We start from the raw sequence: 26367 nt of genomic DNA, 5'->3' as shown, positions 1-26367 counted from the left end.
TTTTCATTTTTTTCATTATAAGGAAAAATTATTTCCTTATTTCTCTGCTTCCAGCAAATATACGCATGCCCCATATGGCTCTAACGACAAATCTCTTTCAAACGTCTCCGCCGCGTTATAATTTGAAATCAAAAGTCTGCTTTTCTTAGCCTGCACCTTTTCTTCTATATGATAATTGATCGTCTTATCCGTAAAGTTTCCGACTACGAGAAGCGTCTCCTTTTCTCCCTTTCTAAGATATGCATATACGCTTTCATTTTCCTTATCCAAAAGCTCATATACCCCATCTGTAATAATCGGCATTTCATGGCGAAGCTGAATCAGTTTTTGATAATAGTAAAAAATCGAATCCTGATCTGCAAGACACTGTTCCACATTGATCTCCTTACAGTTTTTATTCACTCCGATCCACGGAGTTCCTTCTGTAAACCCGGCATTGACCGTATTATCCCACTGCATCGGAGTTCTCGCATTGTCCCTTGATTTCAAGCCGAGAAGTTCCAATGTATCTTTCTCGGAAAAACCTTTTCTTTCCGTAAAATCCCGAAAAATATCAAGCGCTTCCACATCTTTGTACTCATCTATAGACTCAAAATGAGCATTTGTCATCCCCAGTTCTTCTCCCTCATAAATATACGGAGTTCCCTGCATCATATGAAGGATCGTTCCCAGCATTTTCGCCGATTTAACACGATACGGTTCTGATTCATTTCCGAAACGAGATACCGCCCTTGCCTGATCATGGTTGCTCCAGTAAAGACTGTTCCAACCGTCACATTCATGCATTGTATCCTGCCATTTCGTCATCACTTCTTTTAAATCTGTCAATTTCACGCGGTTTTTAGCATATTTTCCATTTTCATCATAATCAAGATGCATATGATCAAAATGAAAGACCATATTCAGTTCATGCCGATCCGAAGCTGTATAAGGCGCCGCCTCGTCTGCACTTGTATGAGGAGCTTCTCCTACAGTCATAATATCGTATTTGCTCAACACTTCCCGATTCATTTCCTGTAGATATTCATGGACGCGCGGACCGCTTGCACAGCCTGCATAATAACTTCCGTATGCTTTGTTTTGAATCACCGGACCATCGGGATAAGCCGGATCTTTTGAAATCAAAGTGATTACATCCATCCGAAATCCGTCAATCCCTTTTTCCAGCCAAAAGCGAAGAATCTCCTGTACTTCTTTCCGGACTTTAGGGTTCTCCCAGTTTAGATCAGGCTGCTCTTTTGCAAACAGATGAAGATAATACTGCGCTGTCTCTTCTACATACTCCCATGCAGGTCCGCCAAAGCTTGATCCCCAGTTATTCGGGATCGTATCTTTCCATATGTAATAATCATGATATGGATTTTCTTTCCCTTTTTTTGCTTCTGTAAACCACGGATGTTTGTCCGATGTATGATTGACAACAAGATCCAAAATGATGCGGATTCCCTTTTCATGAGCCTCTTTTAGCAGCATGTCAAAATCTTCCATCGTCCCAAGCTGCGGCTCTATTTTTTTATAGTTCGATATATCATACCCATTATCAACTTGCGGTGATTCATAAATCGGATTCAGCCAGATCACATCTACTCCCAGCTTTTCAAGATACGACAGTTTTTCTCTGATTCCGTTCAAGTCCCCAAATCCATCACCGTCCGAATCATAGAAGCTTTTCGGATATATTTGATATACCACGCTTTTTTTCCACCATGCTGTCTGATTATTCATCTTCCTCATCCTCGTCATTTGAAACCTCATTTACGTATTTCAGTTCTTCTTTTGCCGTCTCAATTATTTCTTTCATTCTCTCTTCCGTAATATACTTCCCTTGCGGTTCCATAGCAATTTGAAATGCAAGAGGCAGATTCATACCGCTTACGATATGTGTATGCGGTCTCGTACGGTATTTAAAAAACTTTTGATTTACACTTCCGACCATTAAATCCGTCAATACAACAACTTCATCTTCCCCCTCGAATCCGTCCATCACTTCGTCAACCGCTTCTTCTACCGGACGATTGTCCACATAAGCTGACAATGCGATCGTTTCCTGTATCCCTCCGGAAATAAAATTCAATGTATCTTTCATCCCATCCGCCATCTTCTCATGAGATGCTATTATCAAAATTCGTTTCATATGATTCTCCTTCCTTTCCAGTCATCATACTTTTTATACAGTTAAAATCCCAAAAAACGCACATACAAGTGAAATTACAATAATAAGAAGGATCAATTTTGTAGCTGTCCATTTTTTATTCCCAAGTAATTTATATACAAGGAGAGTCAACAGGACCGGAAGAAGAGACGGCATGATCTTGTCCAAAATATCCGTCTGTAAGTTCAATGCCACTTCGCCTACTTTAAAATTCAAAGCTGTCGTTATTTTTACAGAAGTAGCAATCAGCGCTCCGACTACGCTTAAGCCCATGATAGATGCCGCCTCTGTAAATACTGTCAGACGTTTTCCTAAATTTGTGATCAACTTTGTTCCTGACGTATATCCGATCTGGAACATCTTTGATTTTACAAACCAAAATGCGATATTGCACAAAAGCCAAATAATCGCGCCAAGAGGATTCCCCTGCTGTGCCATATATCCTGATATCGATCCGATGATCGTCGGCCACAACACCCATACAAGAGTATCGCCCACTCCTGCAAACGGTCCCATCAAACTCGTTTTCAAAGATTGAACCGTATCTTTTGCCGCAATTCCATCTTTTTCTTCCACCGCAAGCGTTGCCCCGAGAATCATACTGGACATAACTGTCGTAGAGTTGAAGTAATTAAAATGATTATTTAATGCCATTTTATATTCGTCGTCTTTTTTATAAATCTTTCTAAGCACAGGCGCCATTGCCCACGCGATTGCCGGACCCATCTGTGATTCATAATTAAAAATATTGCATGCCATAAAGTTATATCTTGCAGCTGTTTTTCTCAGATCACGCTTTGTCACCTGATAACGTTCTTCTGTCTGTACATCCGTTCCCTGACTCATTTCTTTGTTCATTTCATTACTCATCAAAATCATCTCCCATCTCATCGGCATGTTCTGCTGCTGCCATCGTCACTGCATCCGCTTTATTAATCTCTGTTGTAAAATACCAAAATGCTGCCGCAAATCCTATAATCGCAATTCCAAGAACCGGTACTCCCAAATATGCGGACAGAACAAATCCGACCAAAATAAACGGAAGGAATTTCTTAACCGGCATATATCTCATCAACATTCCGATACCGACTACAGGAAGCATACCTGCCGCAATCGAAAGACCGTTTGTCACCCACTCCGGAATAACTTCCAAGATCAGTTCCACGACATTAGCTCCGAAGCATACTACGATCACTGTCGGGATTATTGTCTGCAAAGAACAAAGAATCGGTCCAATCCACGCTTCCATGTTCATTGTTTTCCATTTTCCTTCATTATTATCTGTCTGCATCTTATGAGCGACAAAGTTTAAAATAATTCTTACAACTACTTCCAACTGGATTGCCAGAAGCCCTACCGGAAGTCCGACTGCAATCGCTGCATCGACTCCTGTTCCGGTTCTCACGGCAATAAACGTTCCTATAATCGTCGCCAAACCATAATTCGGAGCAGATGCTCCTCCCAAAGCTGCAACGCCAAGCGACATCAACTGGAATGTTCCTCCGATCATAAGACCTGTATTCATATCGCCCATGATCAAACCTGATATCATTCCTACAATTACCGAAAACCATGACAAAACAACCGGTCCGTTCTGGTCAACCGTCATATATCCTGCCAAAATCACGATCAAAATATTTTGTATTACTTCCATATCTTTCACCTCAATCTCTCTTTAACAATCCGATTCCGAAAAATCTCATCACATTAAACATATCTCTTTTATCCGAATCTCTTGTTTCTTAATATGCCTCTTCTGCATCTGTCGGAACATATTGAATCACAACCGGTATTCCTTTTCCCTTGATCGTTTCAAGATCCTCTTTTTCTTTTTCATTTAATGCAATAAATTTAGAAATAGGAGTTCTTCCGTCTTCATTAAACATAATCCCAAGATCAACTTTCGGTATCTCTACGCCGCCTTCAATCAGACGGATTAAAGTTTCCGGTTCTTTTACAAGGACAAAAACTCTTTGACCGTCATATTTCCCTGCTTTAAAATTAGCAATCGCCGTCTCTGCCGAAATCACCGATACTCCCGTTCCTGCCGGCTTCGCCATTCTCATACTCGCTTTTACCTCTTCATTGCTGCAAAGAATGTCGTCTACAACCATAAATCTCTTCACCTGAAGCGCCGGCGCCCATTGATTTACGATAATCCCATGAATCAAACGCTGATCAATTCTTGCTAATACTACCATTTTTATTCCTCCTCTTTTTTAATCATTTTTAGTTTCTTTATTTGTGTTTTTCGTTTACAAATACGTCTCTGTTTTTCGTTTGGTATCGTTACCAATTTTTTTGTTTTTAAAAACCGGTTCTATTTTCATACCGGTTTCTGTCCGATTTATGCCGACTGTCTGACTATCAGCTTCAAATCCAACTCTTTTCTTCTTATTCCTTCTGATTCGCCTTTTAATTGACGAACCATTTCTTTTGCCGCACATCGGCCTTCATCCTGTACAGGCTGCCATATCGTTGTTAACGGAATCTGGAGATAGGATGCCAATGGCTGATCATCTACTCCCATAATCGCAATATCCTGTGGTATTTTTACACCATTCTTCAGCGCTTCCATCACCATGCCTGCCGCAACCTCATCACTTCCGGCAATTACCGCATCCGGTTTTTCGGAAAGTTCCAAAATCTTCCGCATAATCTTTCGCCCGTCTTCCATTTCCCTCACTCCCGAAAACAGCCATGCCGTATTTGCCGCAATTCCGCTTTGAGCAAGCGCGTCCATATATCCTCTATAGCGATCGCTGTCGATATTAATTCCTTTATCCTGAAGGGTCACTGCTCTTGTTCCTGTACAATATGCAATCTTTCGATATCCTTTTTCCAAAAGATATTTCGAAGCTTTATAAAACCCTTCATACTGTCTGCCGCATACCATCGAAATTTCCTTGTCCTGATTATATTCATTGCAGACGACAAGTTTTCCATATTCGCCATATGATTTCAACTTATCCCAGTCATTCTCTATCGCACATAAAATCACTCCGTCAGCATGCTGCATCTTCAGAAGATTCATTGCGCTTTCTTCACTTTCTTTTTCTCCGTAAGTCTGCACGATCAATGTTCGGTAATGATACTGTCTGCAAGTTTTCTCAATTGAATCGACCAGTTGTGCGAAAAAGTTATTTGTGATAGTAGGAACAACTACCGCTATATTCCCGGAGCCCGAACCTCTTAACTGTCTTGCCGCCTGAAGCGGACTATACCCAAGAGCGTCCATAGCCTCCAGTATCTTCTGTCTCTTTTCCTCCGAAACATGAGGTTTGTTATTGATAACTCTTGAGACAGTTGAAACTGACATTCCTGACAGCCGAGCAACATCTGATATCGTTGCCAAAACTTTTTCCACCTCACTTTTCTCTTTGTTTTCTTGTTTATGTCTTTACAATATACTCACTTTCGTCATTTGTCAATCGCATTTTTGGTATCGTTTTCATATTTGTCAAAACATCCAAAATCCACAAATGAAATTTGGTAGTTTTAACGAATAGGTTTTTGATTTTTTATCTTTCATAAAACTTATCTTTTATTCTTTCGTATCTTTTGAAGGACCAGACCGATCATCAATCCAACCAAAGCCGGACACACCCATCCAAAACCATACTTCGACATCGGAAGCATCTTTGATACCGCACCGAGCATCTCCTGAAGTTTCACGATTACATCCGAATTTTTTGGCAAAGCTTTCACAAAATCTAAAATCGCCGCTGCAGCCGTAAACGCTGTCACCCAACTGTATATTCTTCTGTCATTCCCAAACAGCTTTCCGCATAAAGTAAGCAAAATAAGTGTCACTGCCAGCGGATACAAGAACATCAAAACAGGAAGAGAATATGCAATGATCGCATCAAGTCCTACATTTGCGATCAAGAAAGAAAGAAGAGAAAAAATCACTGCCCACACACGATAAGAAGGTCCGTTCGGAAATATCTTTTCAAACGTCTCCCCACAGCTTGTAACAAGGCCGATCGCTGTTTTCAAACATGCCACCGCAAAAATCAGCGCTAATATAATCTGACCCGGCTTTCCGAAATAGTATTCGGAAACGATCGCAAATGTCTCTCCTCCATTTGCCGCCACAGGAAACACCCCGCGGCTCTGCGCACCGACAACCGCAACCAAAACATAGATAAGCGCCATTAATAATGAGCTGAAAACGCCTGCTTTTATCGTATTTTTTGCCACTGCTCCCGACTCCTTTATATCAAGGCTTCTGATTACATTAACAACAATAATTCCGAAAGCAAGCCCGGCCAGAGCATCCATCGTATTATACCCTTCCAGCAGACCGGTTGAAAAGGCGCCGGACACATATGCGCCGGATGCCTCGATCTTACTCATATTTCCGGCCGGTGAAAAAAGCGCCCGAATAACAAAAATACTCAACAAAATTAAAAACAGAGGATTCAGTATTTTCCCGATCCACGTTAAGATCTGTCCCGGCTTCAATGAAAAAAACAATACAACGGCAAAAAATACAAAAGAGAATATTCCCAATCCTGCCATCTTCCCGCCGTCTGAAATAAACGGCTCTATTCCAACTGTAAACGAAACCGTAGCGCATCTTGGGATTGCAAAAAAAGGCCCGATCGTCAAATACAAAAGACACGTAAAGAAAACTCCGTATTTTCTGCCGATCTGACTGCTTAATTCCAAAAGTCCGTCTTTCTGGCTGACGCCAAGCGCCGCCACACCAAGAAGCGGAAGCCCGACACCTGTGATCAGAAAACCTGCCGATGCCGCCCACACATGATGGCCTGCAAGCTGTCCCATAAATATCGGAAAGATCAAATTTCCCGCGCCAAAAACATCCCAAACAACATACTTGCAACAAATATCAACTCTTTAAATGTAAGATTCTTTTTCATGTTCCACCTGCCTTATACGTCTGAATACTATAAATATTTCTCCCATTACATCTATTTCGTTCCGATGCGGCAAACGCCTTTACTGTACATTTTTTATCAAGAATACATCCAGTGTATCATATACACTTCCGATTCGCCAGTTTTATTTAAGCTTTCCTTAATATTCCTTAATATTCCCGCAATTCCCACAATCTTCTTATTTTCGATGATATACTTATTTTATACTTTTAACGAAACACAAACACTTAGGCGAACTTGCTTTTTCACAACTCCCAACAGCCTTTTAAAACATATATAAAGGAGAAACTCTATGGAAACTTTAATTTTTTATACCTATGAATTTGCGGCTTCGATCCTTCCTTTTTCGGCTGCCTTTATTTTTCTTTCGCACAAACAGAAAAAGGGCGGAGAAAAAACACATCTTCTGCCCGGCCTGCTTTTATTTCTTTTTGCCGTCTACATCGTATGTGTATATCACGTCACAGGAACCGGCACTTTATGGGATGCATTTTTGTATCGCTTCCAAACAGAAATTCCCACATTAATCCTATCCCCTTTTCTGCGGGAATCGATATGGTCGGATATATTTTGAATATCATCCTGTTCATTCCGTTTGGGTTTTTGATCCCTTTAATCTGGAAAAAAATGAGATCGCTGCACCTAACCGCCCTTGCAGGATTTTCTTTTTCCATACTGATCGAAATAAGCCAGTTATTAAATAACCGACGAACCGATATCGACGACCTTATTATGAATACTTTAGGAGCGATTATCGGATTCTTAATATATAAATCATTCAAGAAACTGATGCCAACCAGACTTCATAATAAGTTAAATGATTTTTCTTATCCTGTCTTGGAACTTCCGCTCTACATTTTCATCCTCTTTGCCGGACGTTTCTTTTTCTTCCATGAAATGGGATTTGCAAAATTGTTGTACGGATTTTAAATGCATTTTATCAGATCAGAAGAAAACGTATTTTTAATGCTTTTCTTTGCCTACATGCAAGTATGTCCGCAGAAAAGAAAAATTTCCCGCGGACATACTTGTTATTTCTAACTTGTTATTTCTATTTTCTGTTGATTATCATGCTTATTTTCACTCTGCATATCCATTCGGATTCTGGCTCTGCCATCTCCACGAATCTTCACACATTTCTTCTAATCCACGCTCTGCTTCCCAGTGAAGTTCCTTTTTTGCTTTGGACGCATCGCAGTAGCATGTTGCAATATCGCCTGCACGGCGCGGTTTAATTACATATGGAATCTCTTTTCCGCACGCTTTTCCGAATGCTTTTACCATATCTAATACGGATTGTCCGTTTCCTGTACCGAGATTATATACCGAAACACCGTCTTTTTCCTTCAGCTTCTCTACTGCGCGCACATGACCTATCGCAAGATCGACTACATGGATATAATCGCGCACCCCTGTTCCGTCATGTGTGTCATAATCGTCTCCAAATACGCTAAGACACTCCAGTTTTCCGATCGCCACCTGTGTAATATATGGCATCAGGTTATTCGGAATTCCTTTCGGATCTTCTCCGATCATACCGCTTTTATGCGCTCCGATCGGATTGAAATAGCGAAGAAGCACTACGTTCCACTCCGGATCTGCCGTATGAAGATCTGTCAAAATCTGCTCTAACATCCATTTTGTCCATCCATATGGATTTGTACACACACCCTTTGGACACTCTTCCGTGATCGGAATAAATGCCGGATCCCCGTATACTGTTGCCGAAGAACTGAAAATAATGTTTTTTACTCCATGACTTCTCATCACATCACAAAGAGTGATCGTTCCTCCGATATTGTTTTCATAATATTCGAGAGGCTTCTGCACAGACTCCCCTACCGCTTTAAGTCCGGCAAAATGAATTACCGACTCTACATCTTCTTTGTCGAACACTTCATTAAGCCCTTCTCTGTCGCGGATATCTACTTGATAAAATTTCAGATCTTTTCCTGTGATCTCTTTCACGCGATCTACCGCTTTTTCCGATGCGTTATATAAATTATCTACGATGACCACATCATACCCTGCATTTAACAATTCCACACATGTATGGCTGCCGATAAATCCGGCGCCGCCTGTTACTAAGATTGACATATCTGTTTCCTCCTCGTAAATATTTCAGATACCGTTCAAGGTTCTGTCTATTGCAGTTTTCCTTTTTACTGCCGTTTTATTTTACATGCACATCTTACCACTCATCCTACAAAATAGCTTTATATTTTTATATCATCTTATAGTAAAAATGTTGCATTAAGACTAATCCCACAAATGCTGCGGATATAAGCCCGAATCTTTCAGAGACTGTATCGCTTCTACGACGACCGGCTTATCTTCTTTATAAGTAACTCCGTGCCACTTATCTTCGGACTCAAGTACTTTCACTGCAGCGCGGTCTTCTGCTAAAAGATCACTTACAACCGCCGGGAGAAAATATTCACATTTTAAAGGATTTTCTTTCAATCCTTTCTCTAAAAATGCCGGAAATCCCGTTTTGATCTCTTCTAGAATACTTCTCGTAAATCCCCACATATTCATTGATACAAGTGTATCCGGATCGATTTCGTTCCATGTCTGTCCGTCATCTTCCGAATATTCAATGCCGTTATTTCTCTTTTCAATACGGGTTCTTTCCGTAACGCTTACAAGTTCATTCGATGCGTTTAACCCGCAGATACCTCTTGCCACATGTCCGTTATCTGTCACAGTATTTTTCAAACGGTATGCAACCATCGTATACCGATACTTGTCGTCGTCTTCATGGGTCGTCAAATAATCGTAAATTGTCTGAAACGCATGCCGTCCGTAATAATCATCTGCATTGATCACAGCAAACGGTCCGTCGATCTCATCGATCGCACTTAACACCGCATGAGCTGTTCCCCACGGTTTTACACGGTCTTTCGGAATCTCAAATCCGTCCGGAATGTTTGTCAGTTCCTGGTACACATAAGCTACATCCATTACTTTCTCAATCCGTTTTCCGACTGCTTCTTTAAAGTCCGTCTCGTTTTCCTTTTTAATAATAAAAACGACTTTCTCGAATCCGGCGCGCTTTGCATCATAAATAGAAAAATCCATAATAATATGACCTTCTTTATCGATCGGATCGATCTGTTTCAATCCGCCGTATCTGCTTCCCATTCCCGCTGCCATAATCACCAATACCGGTTTCTTCATCTTAAATCACCTCATACTTAAATCTTAATCTTATCATTTTCTGTCATCTGAAATAAGGATACCACATTCATCAAAGAACGTCCACCTGACGTTATTTCATTCCGGATTTTTTCTTTGTCTGCTTTTTCTTTTTTCTCACACTATATCCGAATTGACCAAGCTTCTCTCCCAGAGATAAATATTCCCCGTGAGAATAGGCAATCAATCCCGTATTATTCAGCATAAATTTTCCGTTATCATCCATATATGAATCATCCACCTGAACTGCAGTCACTTCTGCAAGGAACATATGATGACTTCCAAGCTCCTCCATTTTTTTTACTTTACATTCAATATTTACCGGGCTTTCTTCTATAATAGGAGCAAATTCAAGAGATGATGCTTTTCCTTGCGTAAGACGACATTCTTTCCACTTATCTACATTCTCTCCCGAACGAACTCCACAGTAATCTGTCGCTTTTGTCAATTTTTCTGTCGTCAGATTGATCACAAACTCCCCGCTTTCTTTTATCATATGATAAGAATAGCGCTCCGGACGAACAGAAATATATACCATCGCCGGATTCGTACATACGGTTCCCGTCCATGCAATCGTAATTATGTTACTGTTTCCTTCTTTATCTGCGGTACTGACCATCACCGCCGGAAGCGGATAAAGCATGTTTCCCGGTTTCCATATTTGTCTGGACATTTTATCCTTCCTCTCTTTTTCCGTTTTATTATTGCTGCAGGACGCTGACAAGCGTCGGAACAAGCTGCTTTTTCCTTGATACTACTCCTTTTAGCATGATCGTATCCGTGTCTTCCGGCAAATCATATGCATTTAATATTTTTTCCTTTGCCTCCGGACCGCCGCAAAGAAGTTCCGATGATTCTGTCAAAATATTTGTCAACATAAAAAAGATCATATTTACCCCGCTGTCTGCGCACGCTTTCTCCAAATACGGCTTTACTTTCTTTTTGATTCCTTCCAGTTCGTCGGAACTCATTGAATTCACCTGTCCTACTCCGAACACAGTCTCGTTGACCGTAAATTTTTTAAAATCAAGAAAGCATATATCCTGAGCGCTTTTCCCTTTCAAATTACTTCCTGCACGAAACATTTCCTGCGCCAGAATTTCAATCTCGACGCCCGCAGTCTGAGCCAGTTTCCTCGCTGTGTTTTCATCCAAAGGCGTACAGGTCGGAGAGCGGAACATCAACGTATCGGAAATAATAGCGGAACAAAGGAGCGCGGCGTTTGTCGGATCTATTTCAACTCCGTTTTCTTCATACATCTGACTGACGATCGTCGCAGTGCATCCCACCGGCTGATTACGGAAAAATACAGGTCCCATTGTCTGAATACTGCCCAGTCTGTGGTGATCGATGATCTCCATTACTTCTGCCTCTTCCACTCCGTCCACAGCCTGGCTTTTCTCATTATGATCGACAAGAATCACTTGTTTTTTTCTTACGTTCAATAACCGTCGTCTTGAGATCAGTCCTAATAATTTCCCGTTTCCGTCAACAATCGGGAAATCTCTGAACCGTTTTCGCGCCATCACTTCTTTTACGTCATCAACATAATCCTTCATTTTGAATGTAACCAGATTCGTTTTTGTCATAAAATATTTGACCGGAATGCTCTGATTGATATGCTGCGCCGCAGTAAAAGTATCATGAGGCGTCCTTATGATCACAATCTGCTTTTTTTCCGCCTGTTTAATAATCTCTTCTGAAATCGAAGCGTTTTGACAGACGACCATACAGCTTGCTTCCATATCTACCGCACACTGCTGTGCATCCTTTCTGTCTCCCATGATCACAAGGTCATCTCTGCTTATAAAATCCGACATGAGAATCCTGCTTGAAGCTGCGATCACTACTTTTCCGTTTAACAGATAGCTATGCTCATTTCCGGTGATCACTTCCCCATCTACTGCACGGGCAATATTTCTATACTGAGTCCTTGCCTTTGATAAAATCATACTATCATAAACATCCATATATGTCTTGGCAATATCACCGATCGTAATAACCCCTTCCAAACTGCCGTCTCTTACAACCGGAAGTGTATGAATGTTCAGCTCCCGCATCGTTTCCCACGCTGTGCGGATTGAAGAGTTACTTGTCAATCCTTCTACTTCTTTCAACTCAACATCTTTGATCTGTTCTCTTAAATCAGACAAAAGCTTCGGAGGTTTCACTGCGAATTTTTCAAGAACATACTGTGTTTCTTCATTTAATTGTCCGGCTCTGCGCGGCTCATAAGCGTGACCTGTCAATTTTGTTTTTAATGCGGCGTATGCAATCGCGGAACATATGGAATCTGTATCCGGATTTTTATGGCCGACAACATATATTTTATCTTTCTGTCTACTCATATATTTTTACTCTCGCTTTCTTCATCCAACATCAATAATCTGAAAAGATTCTATGCTTATCGATAAAAACATTTTTCATCCATAACTGCATTATTATATACATAAATCTCATTCTTCTGCAAGAGCACAATAAACAATATAGTCAAGAAAAATTAAGAATAAAAATACCATTCTTCTCTACTTTCAAAATATTGTTTTTTCTCCTCCATCTGTGGTATACTCTTTCTATATAAAAAAGAAACAGAGGTGCTGCACAATGAGCGAAGAAATGAAAGAACCAATGCAGACAGATAATGACTGCAAAACAGAGGAAGCTGCTGCTTCCACAACAGAAACGATGGCTGACTACGAAGATCATTTCGACGATGCCAATCCGTGGAATCTCGTCACAAAATATATGGAAGAAAAAACAGTTCTTCCTGTAAAAGTAGAAGGCGTTGTAAATGGCGGAGTAATCGTGATGATCGAAGGACTGCGTGGATTTGTTCCTGCTTCTAAACTTTCCCTTTCCTATATCGAAGATCTGGAAACTTATCTTCTGAAAGAAATAGAAGTACAGGTAATTGACGCTGACCAGGCAAATAACCGTCTCGTCCTTTCCGCAAGAGAACTTTTAAAAGAAAAAGAAAAGAAAGCGCGGGAAGATCAGATTGCCAACCTGAAAATCGGAGAAGTTTTAGAAGGAACAGTCGAGACTTTACAAAATTACGGCGCGTTCATCAAACTTGACAACGGTCTGTCCGGTCTTGTACACGTTTCACAGATTTCACAAAAGCGTGTAAAATTGCCTTCCGATGTTTTAAATGCCGGAGACAAAGTCACTGTAAAAGTAATCGGAATCAAAGACGGAAAAATAAGCCTTAGTATGAAAGCGCTTGAAGAAGTAAAAGAAGAACCGACAGAAAAAGTTGTTATCCCGAAAAGTGAAAATATCGGAACAAATCTCGGTGATCTTTTCAAAAATATTCAATTATAAATCATATCTCTTATTTACAACGGTACAGGCGGCAAAGAATTTGTTTGAAAAATTCTTTGCCGCCTGTACCGTTGTATTGCCATAACCTTGTTTTCTTTACAGCTTCCGCCTTTCTTTCTGAAATATCTCCACGGACATCTAAAAAGCTCACCCCTGCACACATATATTCCCCAGTATCTCTTCCAATGCGTTTTTACTGCTTGTATGGCATCTGACAACCTCCGCATTGCATCGTCCGGCTTCTTCTACCGCACAGCGTACCATTTTGTGTGATACCGTGTTCGTAAAAAGAACGATCAGATCCGGGCTTCCTATCTGCTTACTCATCGCCGCCGACATCTGAGTAAACACTTTCGCCTTACACTTAAACTGTTTACATATCTGTTTGTACTGACATACCATTCGGTCATGTCCGCCTATGATCACAACACTCATCGCCAACCTCCTGAAATATTTTTCTGAATCCTTCACGTATGATCTCCATTCACAGAAAATACTATGACACAACATTGCTTCTGTTTTTTGGTTAGTTGCGGCTAACTACTTTCATATATCATACATGATTTTTCTCTGTATTTCAAGTGTTTTTGATAATATTTCTCATTTTTCTTTTATCAATTTCAAAATCCTACTTTATATCTGCTTTTGTATTTTTGTCTCTGTAGTCTTCCATTTCCGCATCGTATAAAAATAATATGGCACAAGTGGAATCAGCGCAGCGATCCATGCCGCCGGATCGGCGAGACACACTCCCTGAAAAGTTGTCCTTCCGGCAGCCGCCATAACAATCGCACTTCTTGCTGCAAGTTCAAAAACACCTCCCAGCATGGGAACAAGTCCATATCCCATTCCCTGAAGCGTATTCCGGTATAAAAAATACTTCCCAAAAACGGATAACACCAAAACACCGTACGAAAATATAATACAGACACATTGACAACTTCTGTCTCAGACGGATCGATAAACAGCCATGTCATATATTTTCCGCCAAAACAAACGGCTGCCATTGCGATCACACTCCAGACTAATATCATGACCTGTGTGCATCTCACCCCCGACTTTACCCGGTCCATTCTCCCTGCTCCGCGGTTCTGTCCTACATAAGTAGCGACTGTAGCTCCAAATGCAACGAACACCGTCATAATCATATTTTGCAGTTTCCCTGCAGCCGAAAAACCTGCCATGTACGTTTCACCATATACATTAACCGCTCCCTGAACGATAATCGTTCCGATCGCCGTAATTGAAAACTGAAGCCCCATCGGAATGCCAAGTGAAAGAAGACGCCCGAAACTTTGAAAAGAAATCTTTCGATCTGATTTTGTCAAATGCAAAATAGGAAACTTTTTCACAATATAAATAAAACATAACAACGCAGAAATTGCCTGTGCAATGACCGTCGCATAGGCACATCCTTCCACACCCATTCCGAATACGACGATAAACACTACATCAAGAGCTACATTAATTACCGCAGATATAATAAGAAAATACAGCGGAGATTTTGAATCGCCTATCGCACGCAAAAAAGCCGCCAGTGAATTATATGCGGCAGTCACGATCAAACCTGCATAAATAATCCCCATATACTGCTTTACTTCAGGCATGATTTCCGCAGAATAATTCATCATCCGTAAAATAGGCTCATTCGCGATCAAAAGTCCCGCCGTCATAAGAACGGCACATCCGCCTGCCAGATAAACCGACATCGCCACGTAATGCCGCATTTTATCATATTGTTTTGCACCGAACCACTGTGAAACAAGAATTGCAAATCCGCTGCTTAGTCCGTTAAGCCAGCCCGTCACAAAAAACATCAGCGATCCGGTACTTCCGATAGCCGCCAGAGCTTTCACTCCGATAAATTGTCCTGCTACAATCGAATCTGCAATATTGTAAAACTGTTGAAATATATTCCCCAGAAAAACAGGAATCATAAACTGGATAATCAATTTTGCCGGGGTTCCCACTGTCATATCATTGACTGCATCTTTTGTTTTCACCATTTTTCTTTTCCCCCTTCTCTCTTCTGTTTGCATGTACTTATCAAACGATCGCGCCTGATATTGCATAAAATGCATCCCTAATTCATTCTGCCGATAAAATTTATCCGACCTTTTATTATACACTTAATTTTGTCATTGTAAAGCATTAACTTGATAATATTCATGTACAAAATACATCTTAAAAATTGGTACATATGCCGGATATCTTCTTATGTCTCCATATGATATAATACGCTCATGGTAATTTTACCGAATACACCTTAGGAGGGAAAAACTATGAAAAATTTAATCCGTAAGATCTCGCTTATTATGTGCGTGATCATGCTCACATTTGCAGTAAGTGCATGTGGCAAATCTGACAATGATTCAAAAAAGAATGAGCCGAAAACTGAGGACACAGCAAAAGATGATGCAAAAGACGACGCAAAAGACGATGCAGAAGATAATGACGATGCTGCTGTTACAGGAAAGTTTAAAACACTGGAAGATTTCGTAAATTCCGACATTATGCAGCAGCAGCTCGAAACACAGCTTGCATCTCTTGAAGGAAGCGGAATCGCACTTAACCTTACAGCAGAAGATAACAAACTGATCTACAACTTCACGATTGAAGACGCTGATCTTTCAGCGGCTCTCGCAGCGGATCCGTCCACTTTGGAGTCCTCTCTTCAATCTCAGGCTTCTACATTTGAATCAGTTGCTTCTTCTCTGAAAGCCGCAGTAGAAGTAGAAAATCCGGTTGTTGTTGTTCGTTACCTTGACAATACGGGAGCTGAGATCGTAGCTCAGGAATTTGCCGGTTAATCTTTAACCAAAAACCAACATTATATACTAATTAAATACAAAAGCTGCAGAACGACAGCCTGATAAAGAACCTTTGAAACATCATTTTTCAAAGGTTCTTTTTTCGTGCCGGCATGTTCCGCTCTGAAAACAATTCTTTTGTCTAAAACGCTATTTTAAAAATCTGTATATATCAGATATTGACAGAAAGCACATTTATATGTATACTGTACCTGTCAGATAAGTACAGTATATGCAAAGGAGTGAATTAATTGAAACAACAATATATCTCGATCCGACATCTTTCAAAAAAATTCAATAAAGACTTCGTCTTAAAAGACATAAACGCTGTTTTAAACAGCAACGAAATCCTCGGTTTTCTCGGACCTAGCGGCGCCGGAAAGACAACAACGATCAAAATCCTCACCGGACAGCTTAAACCTACATCCGGAAACGCAGAGATCCTCGGCATTGAATGCGATAAAATCAACGAACGGATTTATGAGCAGATTGGTATTGTCACCGATTCCAGCGGCGTTTACGAGCGAATGAACCTTTATGACAATCTAAAATATTTTGCACGAATTTTAAATGTTCCTTCCGAAAATATCGATCTCTTATTAAAACGGATCGGATTGTACGAACACCGAAAAAAAATGGCGGGAAAACTTTCCAAAGGACAAAGACAGCGTCTCATTTTGGCAAGAGCGATCCTTCACCGTCCGAAAGTACTCTTTCTGGATGAACCTACAAACGGACTTGATCCATCTGCCTCTAATGAAATACATAAACTTCTGATGGAATTAAAAAATGAGGGAATGGCTATTTTTCTCACAACCCACAATATGGAAGAAGCGGCGAAACTTTGTGACAATGTTGCTCTTTTAAATGACGGCGTTATTGTCGAATATGGCTCACCGCAGGCAATCTGCTTAAAACATAATCAGATCAAAAAATACCGCGTCCGCCTTACTGACGGCACAACTCACCTTCTCTTACAAAACGAGAAAACAACCGGGCAAATCGCACAATGGATGAACAGCGGACAGCTTGAAACGATCCATTCATGTGAACCTACTCTTGAAACTGTATTTTTAGACACAACAGGGAGGAATCTTCAATGAAAATAACAGCAATCCATTTCAGAAAACTATCTGCCGTCACAGAAATGAAAATGAGAACTCTCATGAGCAAAAACTTTATCATCATGCCGATCTTTTCCCTCGGATTTACTTTTCTTATGAAAATACTGTACCGATCCATCGCTGACGGAAAGATCAACATGGACGGCTACGCGCTTTCGCTCGGCGTTCTGATGAATATTTCCATGAGCGTATACTGTACTGCAGCCGCTCTTGCGGAAGAAAAAGAAAAAAATACGCTTCGGACACTGATGACTTCTTCAGTAAACGGACTTGAATTTTTTCTCGGAAGCATTATACCGGTTATAATTTTATCCACAGCCGTAAATGTTTTATGTGTTTTCATCGTACAGCTTACACTTTCCGGATCCCAATGGGGCGCATATCTTATCATTACGACAGTCTGCACTTTCATTGCATCTGTCGTCGGCATGATCTTCGGTATTTATGCCAAAACCCAAGTATCCGCAAGTACGATCACTACGCCTGCGCTCATTATATTTATGATGGTTCCGATGTTGTCCGGATTCAGCAGCATTTTAGAAAAGATCTCAAATCTTCTCTTCACCGGAATTGCCCTTAATGCTATATCTGCAATCAGCGCCGGGAAAGCTCCGATCCATTTGTCCGGCATCATCGTCCTGTCTGTCGAAGCCTTTTTGTCAGCAGCGCTTTTTCTGATCTTATATCGAAAAAACGGATTTGAAAAGTAGATGCAAAATACAGAGCATAGAAATTCAAGTGCAAAACCAAAATTAAAACAGCAAAAAAGCCGAATACGACAGGGAGATCAACAGATATGGAAATTATTTTAAGCAGCACAAGCGGACGTCCTATCTACGAGCAGATTACGCTGCAGATCAAAGAAATGATCATGAAAGGGGATCTTGCCCCCGGGCAGGCTCTTCCTTCTATGCGGAAACTTGCAAAAGATCTGCATGTCAGCGTTATCACAACGCAGCGTGCATATGACGATCTGCAAAAAGAAGGATTTATCGTTACTGTTCCTGCAAAAGGAACTTTTGTTTCAACTGAGAATCAGGATTTTATCAGAGAGGAAAACCTAAGGCGTATTGAACAATTACTGACTGACGCAGCTTTTCTTGCAAAAGAAAACGGGCTTTCAATAAACGAAATAAAACAAACTTTAGAAATCGTTTATACGGAGGTATAGCAAGCATGAAACAGGCATTACACATAAAAAATCTCACAAAAAAATATAAAGATTTCACTTTAGATCATATTTCTCTTGATCTTCCTTACGGTATGATACTCGGATTGATCGGAGAAAACGGATCCGGGAAATCAACTTTGATCAATTCTATCCTAAACATTGTAAAAGCTGACTATGACGAGGTCCATATTCTCGGTCAGGATTTAAAATCACAGGAGAAAGAAATCAAAAAAGAGATTGCCGTCATCTTTAACGACTCTCATTACGGTGAGAATTTAACTCCTCTTTTTATAGGAAAAATGCTTTCCGGCATCTATACTGACTGGGATCAGAAAAAATTTACCGATTACCTGAAACAATTTCATCTTCCTGAAAAGAAGCGGTTGAAAACATTTTCCACGGGGATGAAAGTGAAACTGGAATTTGCCGCGGCGTTGAGCCATAACCCGAAACTTTTGATCCTTGATGAAGCTACAAACGGACTCGATCCGGTTTTCAGGGAGGAAATCCTCGAAATATTACGAGAATTTACAGAGCAGGAAGACCATTCCGTCCTTATTTCTTCCCATATCACAAGCGATCTGGATAAAATTGCCGACTATATCGCATACATACATGAAGGAAGACTGCTCTTCCTTAAATCTATTGACGAACTGAATAATGACTGTGGAATCATCCGCTGCGGACGAGAGTTTTTCGACGCCCTTTCTCCGGAGGACATTATCGCATACAGAGAAGAGCCTTACAGTTATTGTGTATTCATAAAAAACAGACAGTCGCTGCGAAAAGCATTCTGCGACATTTCTATCGAGAATGCTTCCATTGAAGATATGATGTTATTTTACAGCAAAGGAGAAAAAATCATATGAAAGGAATTATATTAAAAGATCTTTATGAAAATTTCCGCATTTTTAAAAACGGGGTTTCTTACCTCGCAGCAGTTCTTTTCCTCTTCCTGCTTATCGAGGCTATGCAAACGGGAGACTTATTTTCCTTAAAATATTTCTTTATGCTGATTACTGCTTTTGTGTTTCCGCTTTTAGGCTGCTCCTCTATTGAATCCTCTCTTGAGCAAGATGAAAAAGTGAATTTTGACAAAATCCAGCTTACGTTCCCCATTACAAAAACGGAGATCGTACTGTCAAAATATATACTTGGAATCTGCTTTCTTACAATATGCAACGTATTCTCCCTGATTTTTGTTTTCTCGTTCACCAGCAGCCACAACAAAATCACTTTGCAGGAAGGGCTGTCTGCATGGGGGTTCGGAGTTCTTTTCTCCCTTGTCTTTTTTGCAGTCGTTAATTTTGCATTCTTTCTGCTCGGAAGGAAACTTGGTCTTATCGTTTATATCTTTATCGCCATGCTTTTCGGAGGAATATACGGAGCCGTTTCCTCTTTAAAGGGAATGGAATTTCTTATGGCAGGTGACAAAACGATGATCTTTATAATCGGTATTCCGATTGGGATTTTATTCGTTGTAATCAGCTTCTTCCTGTCGCTTGCATGTTATAAAAAACGTTATTCATAAAGGAGGCTTCTTTCCCGGCATACGTCACTTGTCAATATCTTCCAGTTTTGTCTTTCCGATCATGAGATTTAAAATCTCCACATCGGTCTGTTTCATACCTGCGCGGCCTACATATCCGACTGCCTTGATTGTATCTTCAGGGCAGTCCATTACAAGACCTTCTCCTCTTGCAAACGTAAGTCCCCGCATCGCCATCTTATGACTTAGTATCGCGGCCTGAAGCGCCGTGGATATTTTTGCCGCACAGCTTGGTTTTGCACCATCACAGACAATACCTCCCGCATCCGCTATCGTATTGACAACTGTGTTTTCAATCTGTTCCAATGTTCCGCCGCATAAATATGTAATCCCTGCCCCTGCTCCTGCCGCAGCACATACTGCTCCGCAGTACGCTGAGAGAGAACCGATATATTTTTTCTGATTCAGAGCCACAAGGTTAGATACGCATAACGCCCTGTAAATCTCTTCTTTGCTTTTCTTTAGTTCTTTTCCGAACTCGATCACAGGAAGAGAACAAGTCATACCCTGATTCCCCGAACCGGAATTAATGATCACCGGAAGGGCACAGCCGCTCATTCTTGCATCCGAACCGGCAGATGCTTTCGCCACAGCGCGCCACTTTACATCTTCTCCGAACTCTTCTAGCACAACTCGTCCGACCTGTGCTCCCCAAGGATTTCTCAAACCTTCTTCTGCGATTCTCGTATTGTATTTTATCTGACGTCCAAGAACTTTTTCCACATCAGTAATCTGTACCTCATTTGCAAATGTAATAATATCTTCCAAATTCAAAAGACTCTTATCCGGTGTTTTTTCTCTCTCCTGACAATATTCTTTTTTCTCTTTGTGAAAAAGCACCTGTCCGTCTTTTTCAATATGGGTGATATTCGTATGCTCGTCTTCTATCACAACAAGAGCTTCACTCTTCTCTGTCTTTTTGCATACTGCATATGCTTCAATATATAAATTAGCTACATCGTCTTTTAAAACACAATCACAAAATCCTGCCTTTAAAAGTTTCTCCGCCTCGTCGATTTCCCGATCTGTAACATGCTCCAGCACTTCAAGCGCCTGTGAAGGATCTCCGCCTGTAATTCCGAGTACCGCCGCTGCTTCTACGCCTTTCATTCCTCCGGAATTCGGTACTTTTACTCCTTTTACATTTTTGATAATATTACCGCTGCACCGCATCGTAATATGATCCGGCATCTTTCCTAATACTTCTTTTGCTTTTGCCGCAGCATAAGCAAGCGCGATCGGTTCTGTGCATCCAAGCGCCGGAACAAGTTCGCTTTCCAAAATTGTTACATATTCATTATATATTTTACGGTTCATTGCAAAAAACCTCCTGATTTCTCGATTTTCTGATGTATCTTATAACAGCAGTCTGTCTGATCCTGCCGCTTTCTTTACAGCTTTACACCATCTTTATCGATTATACTATCAGGAGGTTTTTATATCAATCTCTTTCTTTTACGTGTCTTTCCGGCACGGATGTACACCGTTTATTCCGTCCTACATCTTTTTATTTTCTGTCTTTCCCGCACTCGTCGCGCAGCCTGAACACGAACCACAGTTTCCGCCGCATCCGGCACACCCGGGCGCTTTTCCCTCTTTTGCGTTTTTTCTTGCTTTATAAATAAGAAAAATACAATAACTCGCGATCAATGATATGATCAAAATATCTGCTGCCATAACACGCCTTCTTTCTAAACTAATTTTCTCTACGCCGCCTGTACCGACCGTTTGGAATATATTTTTTTATTTTTATACGGATCCGGCCTAAACAGTAAGATCAACAGGATCACCGCAATCGCTATACCTACAGCCGTTCCTACGGTGAACGCTCCTCCAAGCACAAACGTACCGATCTGATATACGCTCAAAGATACGACATACGCAAATACATTCTGGAACACAACCGCAAACCAAAACCACTTTCTGGACTGCATCTGCTGCGCCATTGTTGCGATTGCCGCCAGACACGGGGAGTCCAAAAGATTAAACAGCAAAAACGAAAATGCTGCCATAGCCGACGGAAACCACGCTGCTACTTTGCCCGCTACATTTACGGTATCTTCTACATCTCCCGACACATTTGCAAGAACTCCCATTGTAGTTACAATGGCTTCTTTTGCCGTAAATCCCGAAAGCGCTGCCGCAACAGGCTGCCATTCTCCGAAACCGAGCGGTTTAAACAGCACTGCAAGCGCTCCGCCGATCATCGCCAACAAACTATTGGCACTGTCTTGAACAATCCCGAATTTTCCGTCTGAAAATCCAAATCCTCCAAGGAACCACATAACAATACATGCAAGGAACAAAATCGTTCCCGCCTTGATCATGAATCCTTTCAGTCTCTCCCATACATGAAGAAGAACTGTCTTTGCCTGCGGCATATGATACTGCGGAAGTTCCATTACAAACGGAGCCGGTTTTCCTGAAAACATCTTCGTCTTTTTCAATATTATAGCAGAAATAAGCACTGCCGCAATCCCTATAAAATACATAAGCGGTGCGATGAAGGAACTTTCTGCATATCCTGCCGCCTCTCCTGCGATCACTCCGCCCATAAGCGCGATAACCGGAAGCTTTGCCCCACATGGAATAAACGTAGCTGTCATGATCGTAAGCCTTCTGTCATTATCCTGCTCGATCGTCCTTGAAGCCATAATCCCCGGAATTCCACACCCTGAGGAAATAAGAAGAGGGATGAAGCTTTTCCCCGACAATCCGAAATGTCGGAACACGCGGTCCATTACAAAGGCGATGCGAACCATATATCCGCAGTCTTCAAGGAATGATAAAAGGAGAAACAATACCGCCATCTGTGGAACAAAGCCAAGCACAGCTCCCAATCCGCCTATGATTCCGTCAACTACAAGCCCTGTGATAAGACTGCCTGCCCCTATATTTCCCAAGAAACCGCTGACTGCATCCTGTATACTGACTACAAACACATCGTTTGTCCAGTCTGTCATCCCTGTTCCGACCGTTGTGACGGACACATAATACACAACCCACATAACGAAAACAAAAATCGGAAGGCCTAAAAAACGATTTGTTACGATACGGTCTATCTTATCTGAGACAGTCAGTTTTTCTCTCCCTTTTTGAACGGTATCGGAAACAACTTTTTGTATGTACTGATACCTCTCGTCTGTAACAATACTTTCCATATCGTCATCATGCTTTTCTTCCATCGCTTTACGCATCTTCTTGATCGCTTTCAAAGACTCGCCTGACATTTTTAAATTTTCTAATACTTTCCTGTCATTTTCAAGAAGTTTTACTGCATACCAACGCTTCTTACGCTCGTCAATCCATGTTGGAAGCAGCTCTTCTACCGCTCGTATCGCCGCTTCTAACTCTTTTGAGAATATCGCTTTCGGTATGCTTTTTTCTCCGCTTTTGACAGTGCAGACCGTTTCTTCGATCAATTCTTTTAGTCCTGTCTTTTTCAAAGCCGACGTTTCGATCACCGGACAGTTGAGAAGTTCAGACAATCGCTTCTTGTCGATTTTCATTCCTCGCTTCCGGATCAAATCAGCCATATTTAGCGCAATCACAACCGGAACTCCCGTCTCGGTCAACTGGGTCGTCAAATACAGATTTCGCTCAATATTGGTCGCGTCTACAAGATTGATGATCACGTCCGGATCCTCGTTCAAAATATAATCCCTGCTCACAACTTCTTCAAGCGTATACGGGGAAAGAGAATAGACTCCCGGAAGATCCGTCACTTTGATCTTCTCCTCTTTTGATTCTTTTGTTCTTACTTTCCCTTCTTTTTTCTCTACCGTAACTCCCGGCCAGTTTCCGACATATTGATTTGCTCCCGTAAGCGCATTAAACATTGTCGTCTTTCCACAGTTCGGATTTCCGGCAAGTGCAGCCCTGATCTCCATTTTGTTCTACCTCCTACTATACAGTTTCTACAAGGACACATTTTGCATCCTCTTTTCTTACTGACAACTCATATCCTCGAACCGTAACTTCTACAGGATCGCCAAGCGGCGCAACCTTCCTTATATAAATCCTGCTTCCCTTCGTGATTCCCATGTCCATGATCCGACGCTTATAAGCCCCGTCCCCTTCAATTTTAATCACAGTTACTGTACTTCCCACTTTTGCGCTGCCTAATGTCCTCTCCATGCCATTCTCCTCCGCTTCCTATTTCACTCAAAATTTTTATAGCCTTTTCAGCTCTAGATCATAATATGCCTCGCCATTTCGGCATTTACCGCGATCCTGGAATTTTTAATACTCACGATCACGTTTCCGCCCATCTCGGATAATACAGTAACTTCCGTTCCTGCCACAAAACCAAGATTTCCGAGAAAACGCCTTGTCTCCTCGTTTCCATTTACGCGGTTTATCACACTTACCTTGCCTATTTCAGCCATCGTAAGCGGCATAAAAACACCTTCCTTCTATTTTAAAACTTTTTTGAAATTGATAATCTTTTTCATTTATCTTTAGTTAGTTTAACCTAACCTTTGTAAATTGTCAAGTATTTTCACAAAATAAAGCACAAAGCGTTTTTTCTACAGTGACGCTCTGTGCCTTTTCTATAGCGGATATTCTTTCTCTTGCGAGCTTTCGCACACATATGTTATACTTAATTTTAATGAATATTGATCTTTCATTCATAAATAAAATTTATTTGAGGTAACATTATGATTATAAATGAATCTGCTGAGAACTATTTAGAAACAATTCTTGTATTAAGCGGACAACTTCCTGTTGTCCGTTCTGTAGACATTGCCGCAGAACTTGACTTTAAAAAGCCAAGTGTCAGCGTCGCAATGAAGAAGCTGCGTGAAAGCGGACATATTACAGTTTCACCGGAAGGCTATATTACACTCACCCCCTCGGGAAAAGAAATAGCGGAGCGTATATACGAACGACATACCCTCCTTACTTCCTGGCTGGAATATCTCGGCGTCGATTCAAAAACCGCCGCTGATGACGCCTGCCGTATTGAACATGTCATCAGCGCGGAAAGCTTTGACGCAATAAAAAAACATATTAAGCGATAGCTTTTATTTTTAATTTCGGTAATATACTTTTATTTCTCAATATTGACCTGATCAAGAACTGCGCCTAATTCCTCTGCGGATTTACGCAGTTTTTTCATTTCTTCCTCGCTGAAATCAATCTCCAGCACCTGTTCCGCCCCGCCTCTTCCGACAATCGTCGGAATGCTTAAGCACAGTCCTTCTAATCCGTATTTTCCATCAAGCGATACCGAAATCGGAGCGACCGTATGACTGTTTCTTACGATTGCTTCTACGATTTTTTCCGCTGCCATTCCGATTCCGTAATAAGTCGCTCCCTTTCGCTCGATAATCTCATAGGCGCTGTCACGGACTCCTTTGTAAACCTCTTCCATATCCTGTGCGAAGTGTTCATATCCCCGCATCTTTGCAAAATCCTGTAATTTAATTCCGTAAATATTTGCACAGCTCCATGCTGCCAGTTCGCTGTCACCGTGTTCACCTACGATAAACGCATGTACATTTCTGCTATCTACATCCAACTTTTCACTGATTATATATTTCAATCTTGCCGTATCAAGCACTGTACCGGAACCGATCACTCTTTCCTTTGGAAAACCGGATTCTCTAAGCGCTACTTCCGTTAAGATATCTACCGGATTCGACACGATGAGCAAAATTCCTTCACAGTTTACGCGTTTGATCTCTTTTATGATTGACCGCATAATTGCTGCATTTTTCTGCACAAGATCCAGTCTCGTCTCTCCCGGTTTCTGGTTTGCCCCTGCCGTAATAATAACGACCGACGCATCTGCAATATCCTCATATTCACCCGCATAAATATCCATTGCATGTGTAAACGGCAGTCCGTGGCTGATATCCATCGCCTCTCCTTCTGCCTTCGCCTTGTTTGCATCAAGGAGTACCATTTCCGAAAATAATCCTTTCTGCATCAATGTATAGGCAATCGTAGAGCCGACAAACCCACATCCGATTACTGCTGCTTTTTGTATATTTACCATATCTCAATACCTCCTGTTTTCCATGAACTTTAATGAACTCATACCGCCACTTTATATTCAGGATCTCATAATAAGCGTTTTTTCTAATATTACTTGATCATATTTCATCCTTTTTTAATTCCTAGTATTTT

At 41.1% G+C, this 26367-nt stretch carries 27 protein-coding genes and 1 pseudogene; 9 read left to right on the top strand and 19 right to left on the bottom strand.

Translation table 11 applies throughout. The annotated features are described in order from the left end of the window. Nucleotides 1–36: 36 nt before the first annotated feature. The 7 genes from RUMTOR_RS03650 to brnQ all read right to left on the bottom strand — a co-directional run bounded on the left by RUMTOR_RS03650 (nt 37) and on the right by brnQ (nt 6943). Nucleotides 37–1725 (bottom strand): glycoside hydrolase family 13 protein, encoded by a 1689-nt coding sequence (locus tag RUMTOR_RS03650; protein ID WP_044997935.1) that lies wholly within the window; start codon nt 1723–1725, stop codon nt 37–39. Beyond that, nucleotides 1718–2134: a PTS sugar transporter subunit IIA gene (locus tag RUMTOR_RS03645; RefSeq protein WP_004845748.1), complete on the bottom strand. Its 417-nt coding sequence runs from the start codon at nt 2132–2134 to the stop codon at nt 1718–1720. The genes RUMTOR_RS03650 and RUMTOR_RS03645 overlap by 8 nt, the downstream gene beginning before the upstream one ends. A 33-nt stretch (nt 2135–2167) precedes the next feature. Next, on the bottom strand, nt 2168–3022 hold the full coding sequence (locus RUMTOR_RS03640; RefSeq protein ID WP_009242233.1) for a PTS system mannose/fructose/sorbose family transporter subunit IID: 855 nt from the start codon (nt 3020–3022) through the stop codon (nt 2168–2170). Continuing rightward, on the bottom strand, nt 3015–3806 hold the full coding sequence (locus RUMTOR_RS03635; protein WP_004845746.1) for a PTS mannose/fructose/sorbose/N-acetylgalactosamine transporter subunit IIC: 792 nt from the start codon (nt 3804–3806) through the stop codon (nt 3015–3017). Before RUMTOR_RS03635 ends, RUMTOR_RS03640 begins: the two co-directional genes overlap by 8 nt. Nucleotides 3807–3894: 88 nt before the next feature. Continuing rightward, nucleotides 3895–4353: a PTS sugar transporter subunit IIB gene (locus RUMTOR_RS03630; protein ID WP_004845745.1), complete on the bottom strand. Its 459-nt coding sequence runs from the start codon at nt 4351–4353 to the stop codon at nt 3895–3897. 146 nt (nt 4354–4499) lie between these two features. Beyond that, nucleotides 4500–5507 carry a LacI family DNA-binding transcriptional regulator gene (locus RUMTOR_RS03625; protein ID WP_009242239.1) on the bottom strand — a complete coding sequence of 336 codons (1008 nt, stop codon included), beginning with the start codon at nt 5505–5507 and terminating at the stop codon, nt 4500–4502. A gap of 182 nt (nt 5508–5689) precedes the next feature. Further along, complete coding sequence (gene brnQ, locus RUMTOR_RS03620; RefSeq protein WP_004845742.1) at nt 5690–6943, bottom strand: branched-chain amino acid transport system II carrier protein; 1254 nt, start codon at nt 6941–6943, stop codon at nt 5690–5692. A gap of 593 nt (nt 6944–7536) precedes the next feature. On the opposite strand from brnQ, the gene RUMTOR_RS03615 reads away from it, so the two are divergent. Next, a complete protein-coding gene (locus RUMTOR_RS03615; RefSeq protein ID WP_242647679.1) occupies nt 7537–7986 on the top strand; it encodes a VanZ family protein in 450 nt (149 codons plus the stop codon). A gap of 150 nt (nt 7987–8136) precedes the next feature. Here the strand turns inward: RUMTOR_RS03615 and galE are convergent, their stop codons facing one another. The 4 genes from galE to RUMTOR_RS03595 all read right to left on the bottom strand — a co-directional run bounded on the left by galE (nt 8137) and on the right by RUMTOR_RS03595 (nt 12602). Continuing rightward, nucleotides 8137–9153 (bottom strand): UDP-glucose 4-epimerase GalE, encoded by a 1017-nt coding sequence (gene galE, locus RUMTOR_RS03610; protein ID WP_004845738.1) that lies wholly within the window; start codon nt 9151–9153, stop codon nt 8137–8139. Nucleotides 9154–9315: 162 nt separating this feature from the next. Continuing rightward, on the bottom strand, nt 9316–10236 hold the full coding sequence (locus tag RUMTOR_RS03605; RefSeq protein ID WP_004845737.1) for a nucleotidyltransferase family protein: 921 nt from the start codon (nt 10234–10236) through the stop codon (nt 9316–9318). Nucleotides 10237–10327: 91 nt separating this feature from the next. Then, nucleotides 10328–10927: a flavin reductase family protein gene (locus RUMTOR_RS03600; protein ID WP_004845736.1), complete on the bottom strand. Its 600-nt coding sequence runs from the start codon at nt 10925–10927 to the stop codon at nt 10328–10330. A 28-nt stretch (nt 10928–10955) separates the two neighbouring features. Next, entirely contained in the window at nt 10956–12602 is a 1647-nt protein-coding gene (locus RUMTOR_RS03595) for a putative manganese-dependent inorganic diphosphatase (RefSeq protein WP_004845735.1), read from the bottom strand. Between the two features lie 256 nt (nt 12603–12858). Here RUMTOR_RS03595 and RUMTOR_RS03590 point away from each other — a divergent pair, with 256 nt between their 5' ends. After that, nucleotides 12859–13578 carry a S1 RNA-binding domain-containing protein gene (locus RUMTOR_RS03590; RefSeq protein WP_004845734.1) on the top strand — a complete coding sequence of 240 codons (720 nt, stop codon included), beginning with the start codon at nt 12859–12861 and terminating at the stop codon, nt 13576–13578. Nucleotides 13579–13725: 147 nt separating this feature from the next. Here the strand turns inward: RUMTOR_RS03590 and RUMTOR_RS03585 are convergent, their stop codons facing one another. Further along, nucleotides 13726–14013 carry a DUF2325 domain-containing protein gene (locus RUMTOR_RS03585; RefSeq protein WP_004845731.1) on the bottom strand — a complete coding sequence of 96 codons (288 nt, stop codon included), beginning with the start codon at nt 14011–14013 and terminating at the stop codon, nt 13726–13728. Between the two features lie 198 nt (nt 14014–14211). Further along, nucleotides 14212–15584 (bottom strand): annotated as a pseudogene (locus RUMTOR_RS03580) (MATE family efflux transporter). A 276-nt stretch (nt 15585–15860) separates the two neighbouring features. Between RUMTOR_RS03580 and RUMTOR_RS03575 the strand changes: the two are divergent. The 6 genes from RUMTOR_RS03575 (at nt 15861) to RUMTOR_RS03550 (ending at nt 20214) form a co-directional block, all read left to right on the top strand. Further along, nucleotides 15861–16388 (top strand): DUF4854 domain-containing protein, encoded by a 528-nt coding sequence (locus RUMTOR_RS03575; protein ID WP_004845729.1) that lies wholly within the window; start codon nt 15861–15863, stop codon nt 16386–16388. Between the two features lie 251 nt (nt 16389–16639). Then, a complete protein-coding gene (locus tag RUMTOR_RS03570) occupies nt 16640–17491 on the top strand; it encodes an ABC transporter ATP-binding protein (RefSeq protein WP_009242243.1) in 852 nt (283 codons plus the stop codon). After that, on the top strand, nt 17488–18222 hold the full coding sequence (locus RUMTOR_RS03565) for an ABC transporter permease (RefSeq protein WP_004845727.1): 735 nt from the start codon (nt 17488–17490) through the stop codon (nt 18220–18222). Before RUMTOR_RS03570 ends, RUMTOR_RS03565 begins: the two co-directional genes overlap by 4 nt. A gap of 86 nt (nt 18223–18308) precedes the next feature. Beyond that, nucleotides 18309–18683: a GntR family transcriptional regulator gene (locus tag RUMTOR_RS03560; RefSeq protein WP_004845726.1), complete on the top strand. Its 375-nt coding sequence runs from the start codon at nt 18309–18311 to the stop codon at nt 18681–18683. A gap of 5 nt (nt 18684–18688) precedes the next feature. Further along, the gene (locus RUMTOR_RS03555) at nt 18689–19552 is read left to right on the top strand and encodes an ABC transporter ATP-binding protein (RefSeq protein WP_004845725.1); all 864 of its coding nucleotides are present in this window, start codon (nt 18689–18691) and stop codon (nt 19550–19552) included. Then, the gene (locus RUMTOR_RS03550) at nt 19549–20214 is read left to right on the top strand and encodes an ABC-2 transporter permease (RefSeq protein ID WP_004845724.1); all 666 of its coding nucleotides are present in this window, start codon (nt 19549–19551) and stop codon (nt 20212–20214) included. The genes RUMTOR_RS03555 and RUMTOR_RS03550 overlap by 4 nt, the downstream gene beginning before the upstream one ends. A 24-nt stretch (nt 20215–20238) precedes the next feature. On the opposite strand, the gene RUMTOR_RS03545 is transcribed toward RUMTOR_RS03550, so the two are convergent. From RUMTOR_RS03545 to RUMTOR_RS03525, 5 genes are all read right to left on the bottom strand, one after another. Further along, nucleotides 20239–21549, bottom strand: a complete 1311-nt coding sequence (locus RUMTOR_RS03545) for an L-cysteine desulfidase family protein (protein ID WP_004845723.1) — start codon at nt 21547–21549, stop codon at nt 20239–20241. 180 nt (nt 21550–21729) lie between these two features. After that, a complete protein-coding gene (locus RUMTOR_RS03540; protein WP_004845722.1) occupies nt 21730–21909 on the bottom strand; it encodes a FeoB-associated Cys-rich membrane protein in 180 nt (59 codons plus the stop codon). A 29-nt stretch (nt 21910–21938) separates the two neighbouring features. After that, nucleotides 21939–24122 carry a ferrous iron transport protein B gene (feoB, locus tag RUMTOR_RS03535; RefSeq protein WP_004845721.1) on the bottom strand — a complete coding sequence of 728 codons (2184 nt, stop codon included), beginning with the start codon at nt 24120–24122 and terminating at the stop codon, nt 21939–21941. A gap of 16 nt (nt 24123–24138) precedes the next feature. Continuing rightward, entirely contained in the window at nt 24139–24369 is a 231-nt protein-coding gene (locus RUMTOR_RS03530; RefSeq protein ID WP_004845720.1) for a FeoA family protein, read from the bottom strand. A 53-nt stretch (nt 24370–24422) separates the two neighbouring features. After that, nucleotides 24423–24632 carry a FeoA family protein gene (locus RUMTOR_RS03525; protein WP_004845719.1) on the bottom strand — a complete coding sequence of 70 codons (210 nt, stop codon included), beginning with the start codon at nt 24630–24632 and terminating at the stop codon, nt 24423–24425. Between the two features lie 261 nt (nt 24633–24893). Here RUMTOR_RS03525 and RUMTOR_RS03520 point away from each other — a divergent pair, with 261 nt between their 5' ends. Next, nucleotides 24894–25256 carry a metal-dependent transcriptional regulator gene (locus RUMTOR_RS03520; RefSeq protein ID WP_004845718.1) on the top strand — a complete coding sequence of 121 codons (363 nt, stop codon included), beginning with the start codon at nt 24894–24896 and terminating at the stop codon, nt 25254–25256. Between the two features lie 29 nt (nt 25257–25285). Here RUMTOR_RS03520 and RUMTOR_RS03515 read toward each other — a convergent pair whose 3' ends face one another. After that, nucleotides 25286–26236, bottom strand: a complete 951-nt coding sequence (locus tag RUMTOR_RS03515) for an L-lactate dehydrogenase (RefSeq protein ID WP_004845717.1) — start codon at nt 26234–26236, stop codon at nt 25286–25288. Nucleotides 26237–26367: the final 131 nt, after the last annotated feature.

It is taken from the genome of [Ruminococcus] torques ATCC 27756 (assembly GCF_000153925.1).
In the GTDB taxonomy this organism is placed as follows: Bacteria; Bacillota; Clostridia; order Lachnospirales; family Lachnospiraceae; genus Mediterraneibacter; species Mediterraneibacter torques.
This window is presented reverse-complemented; position numbering and strand designations above follow the sequence as displayed.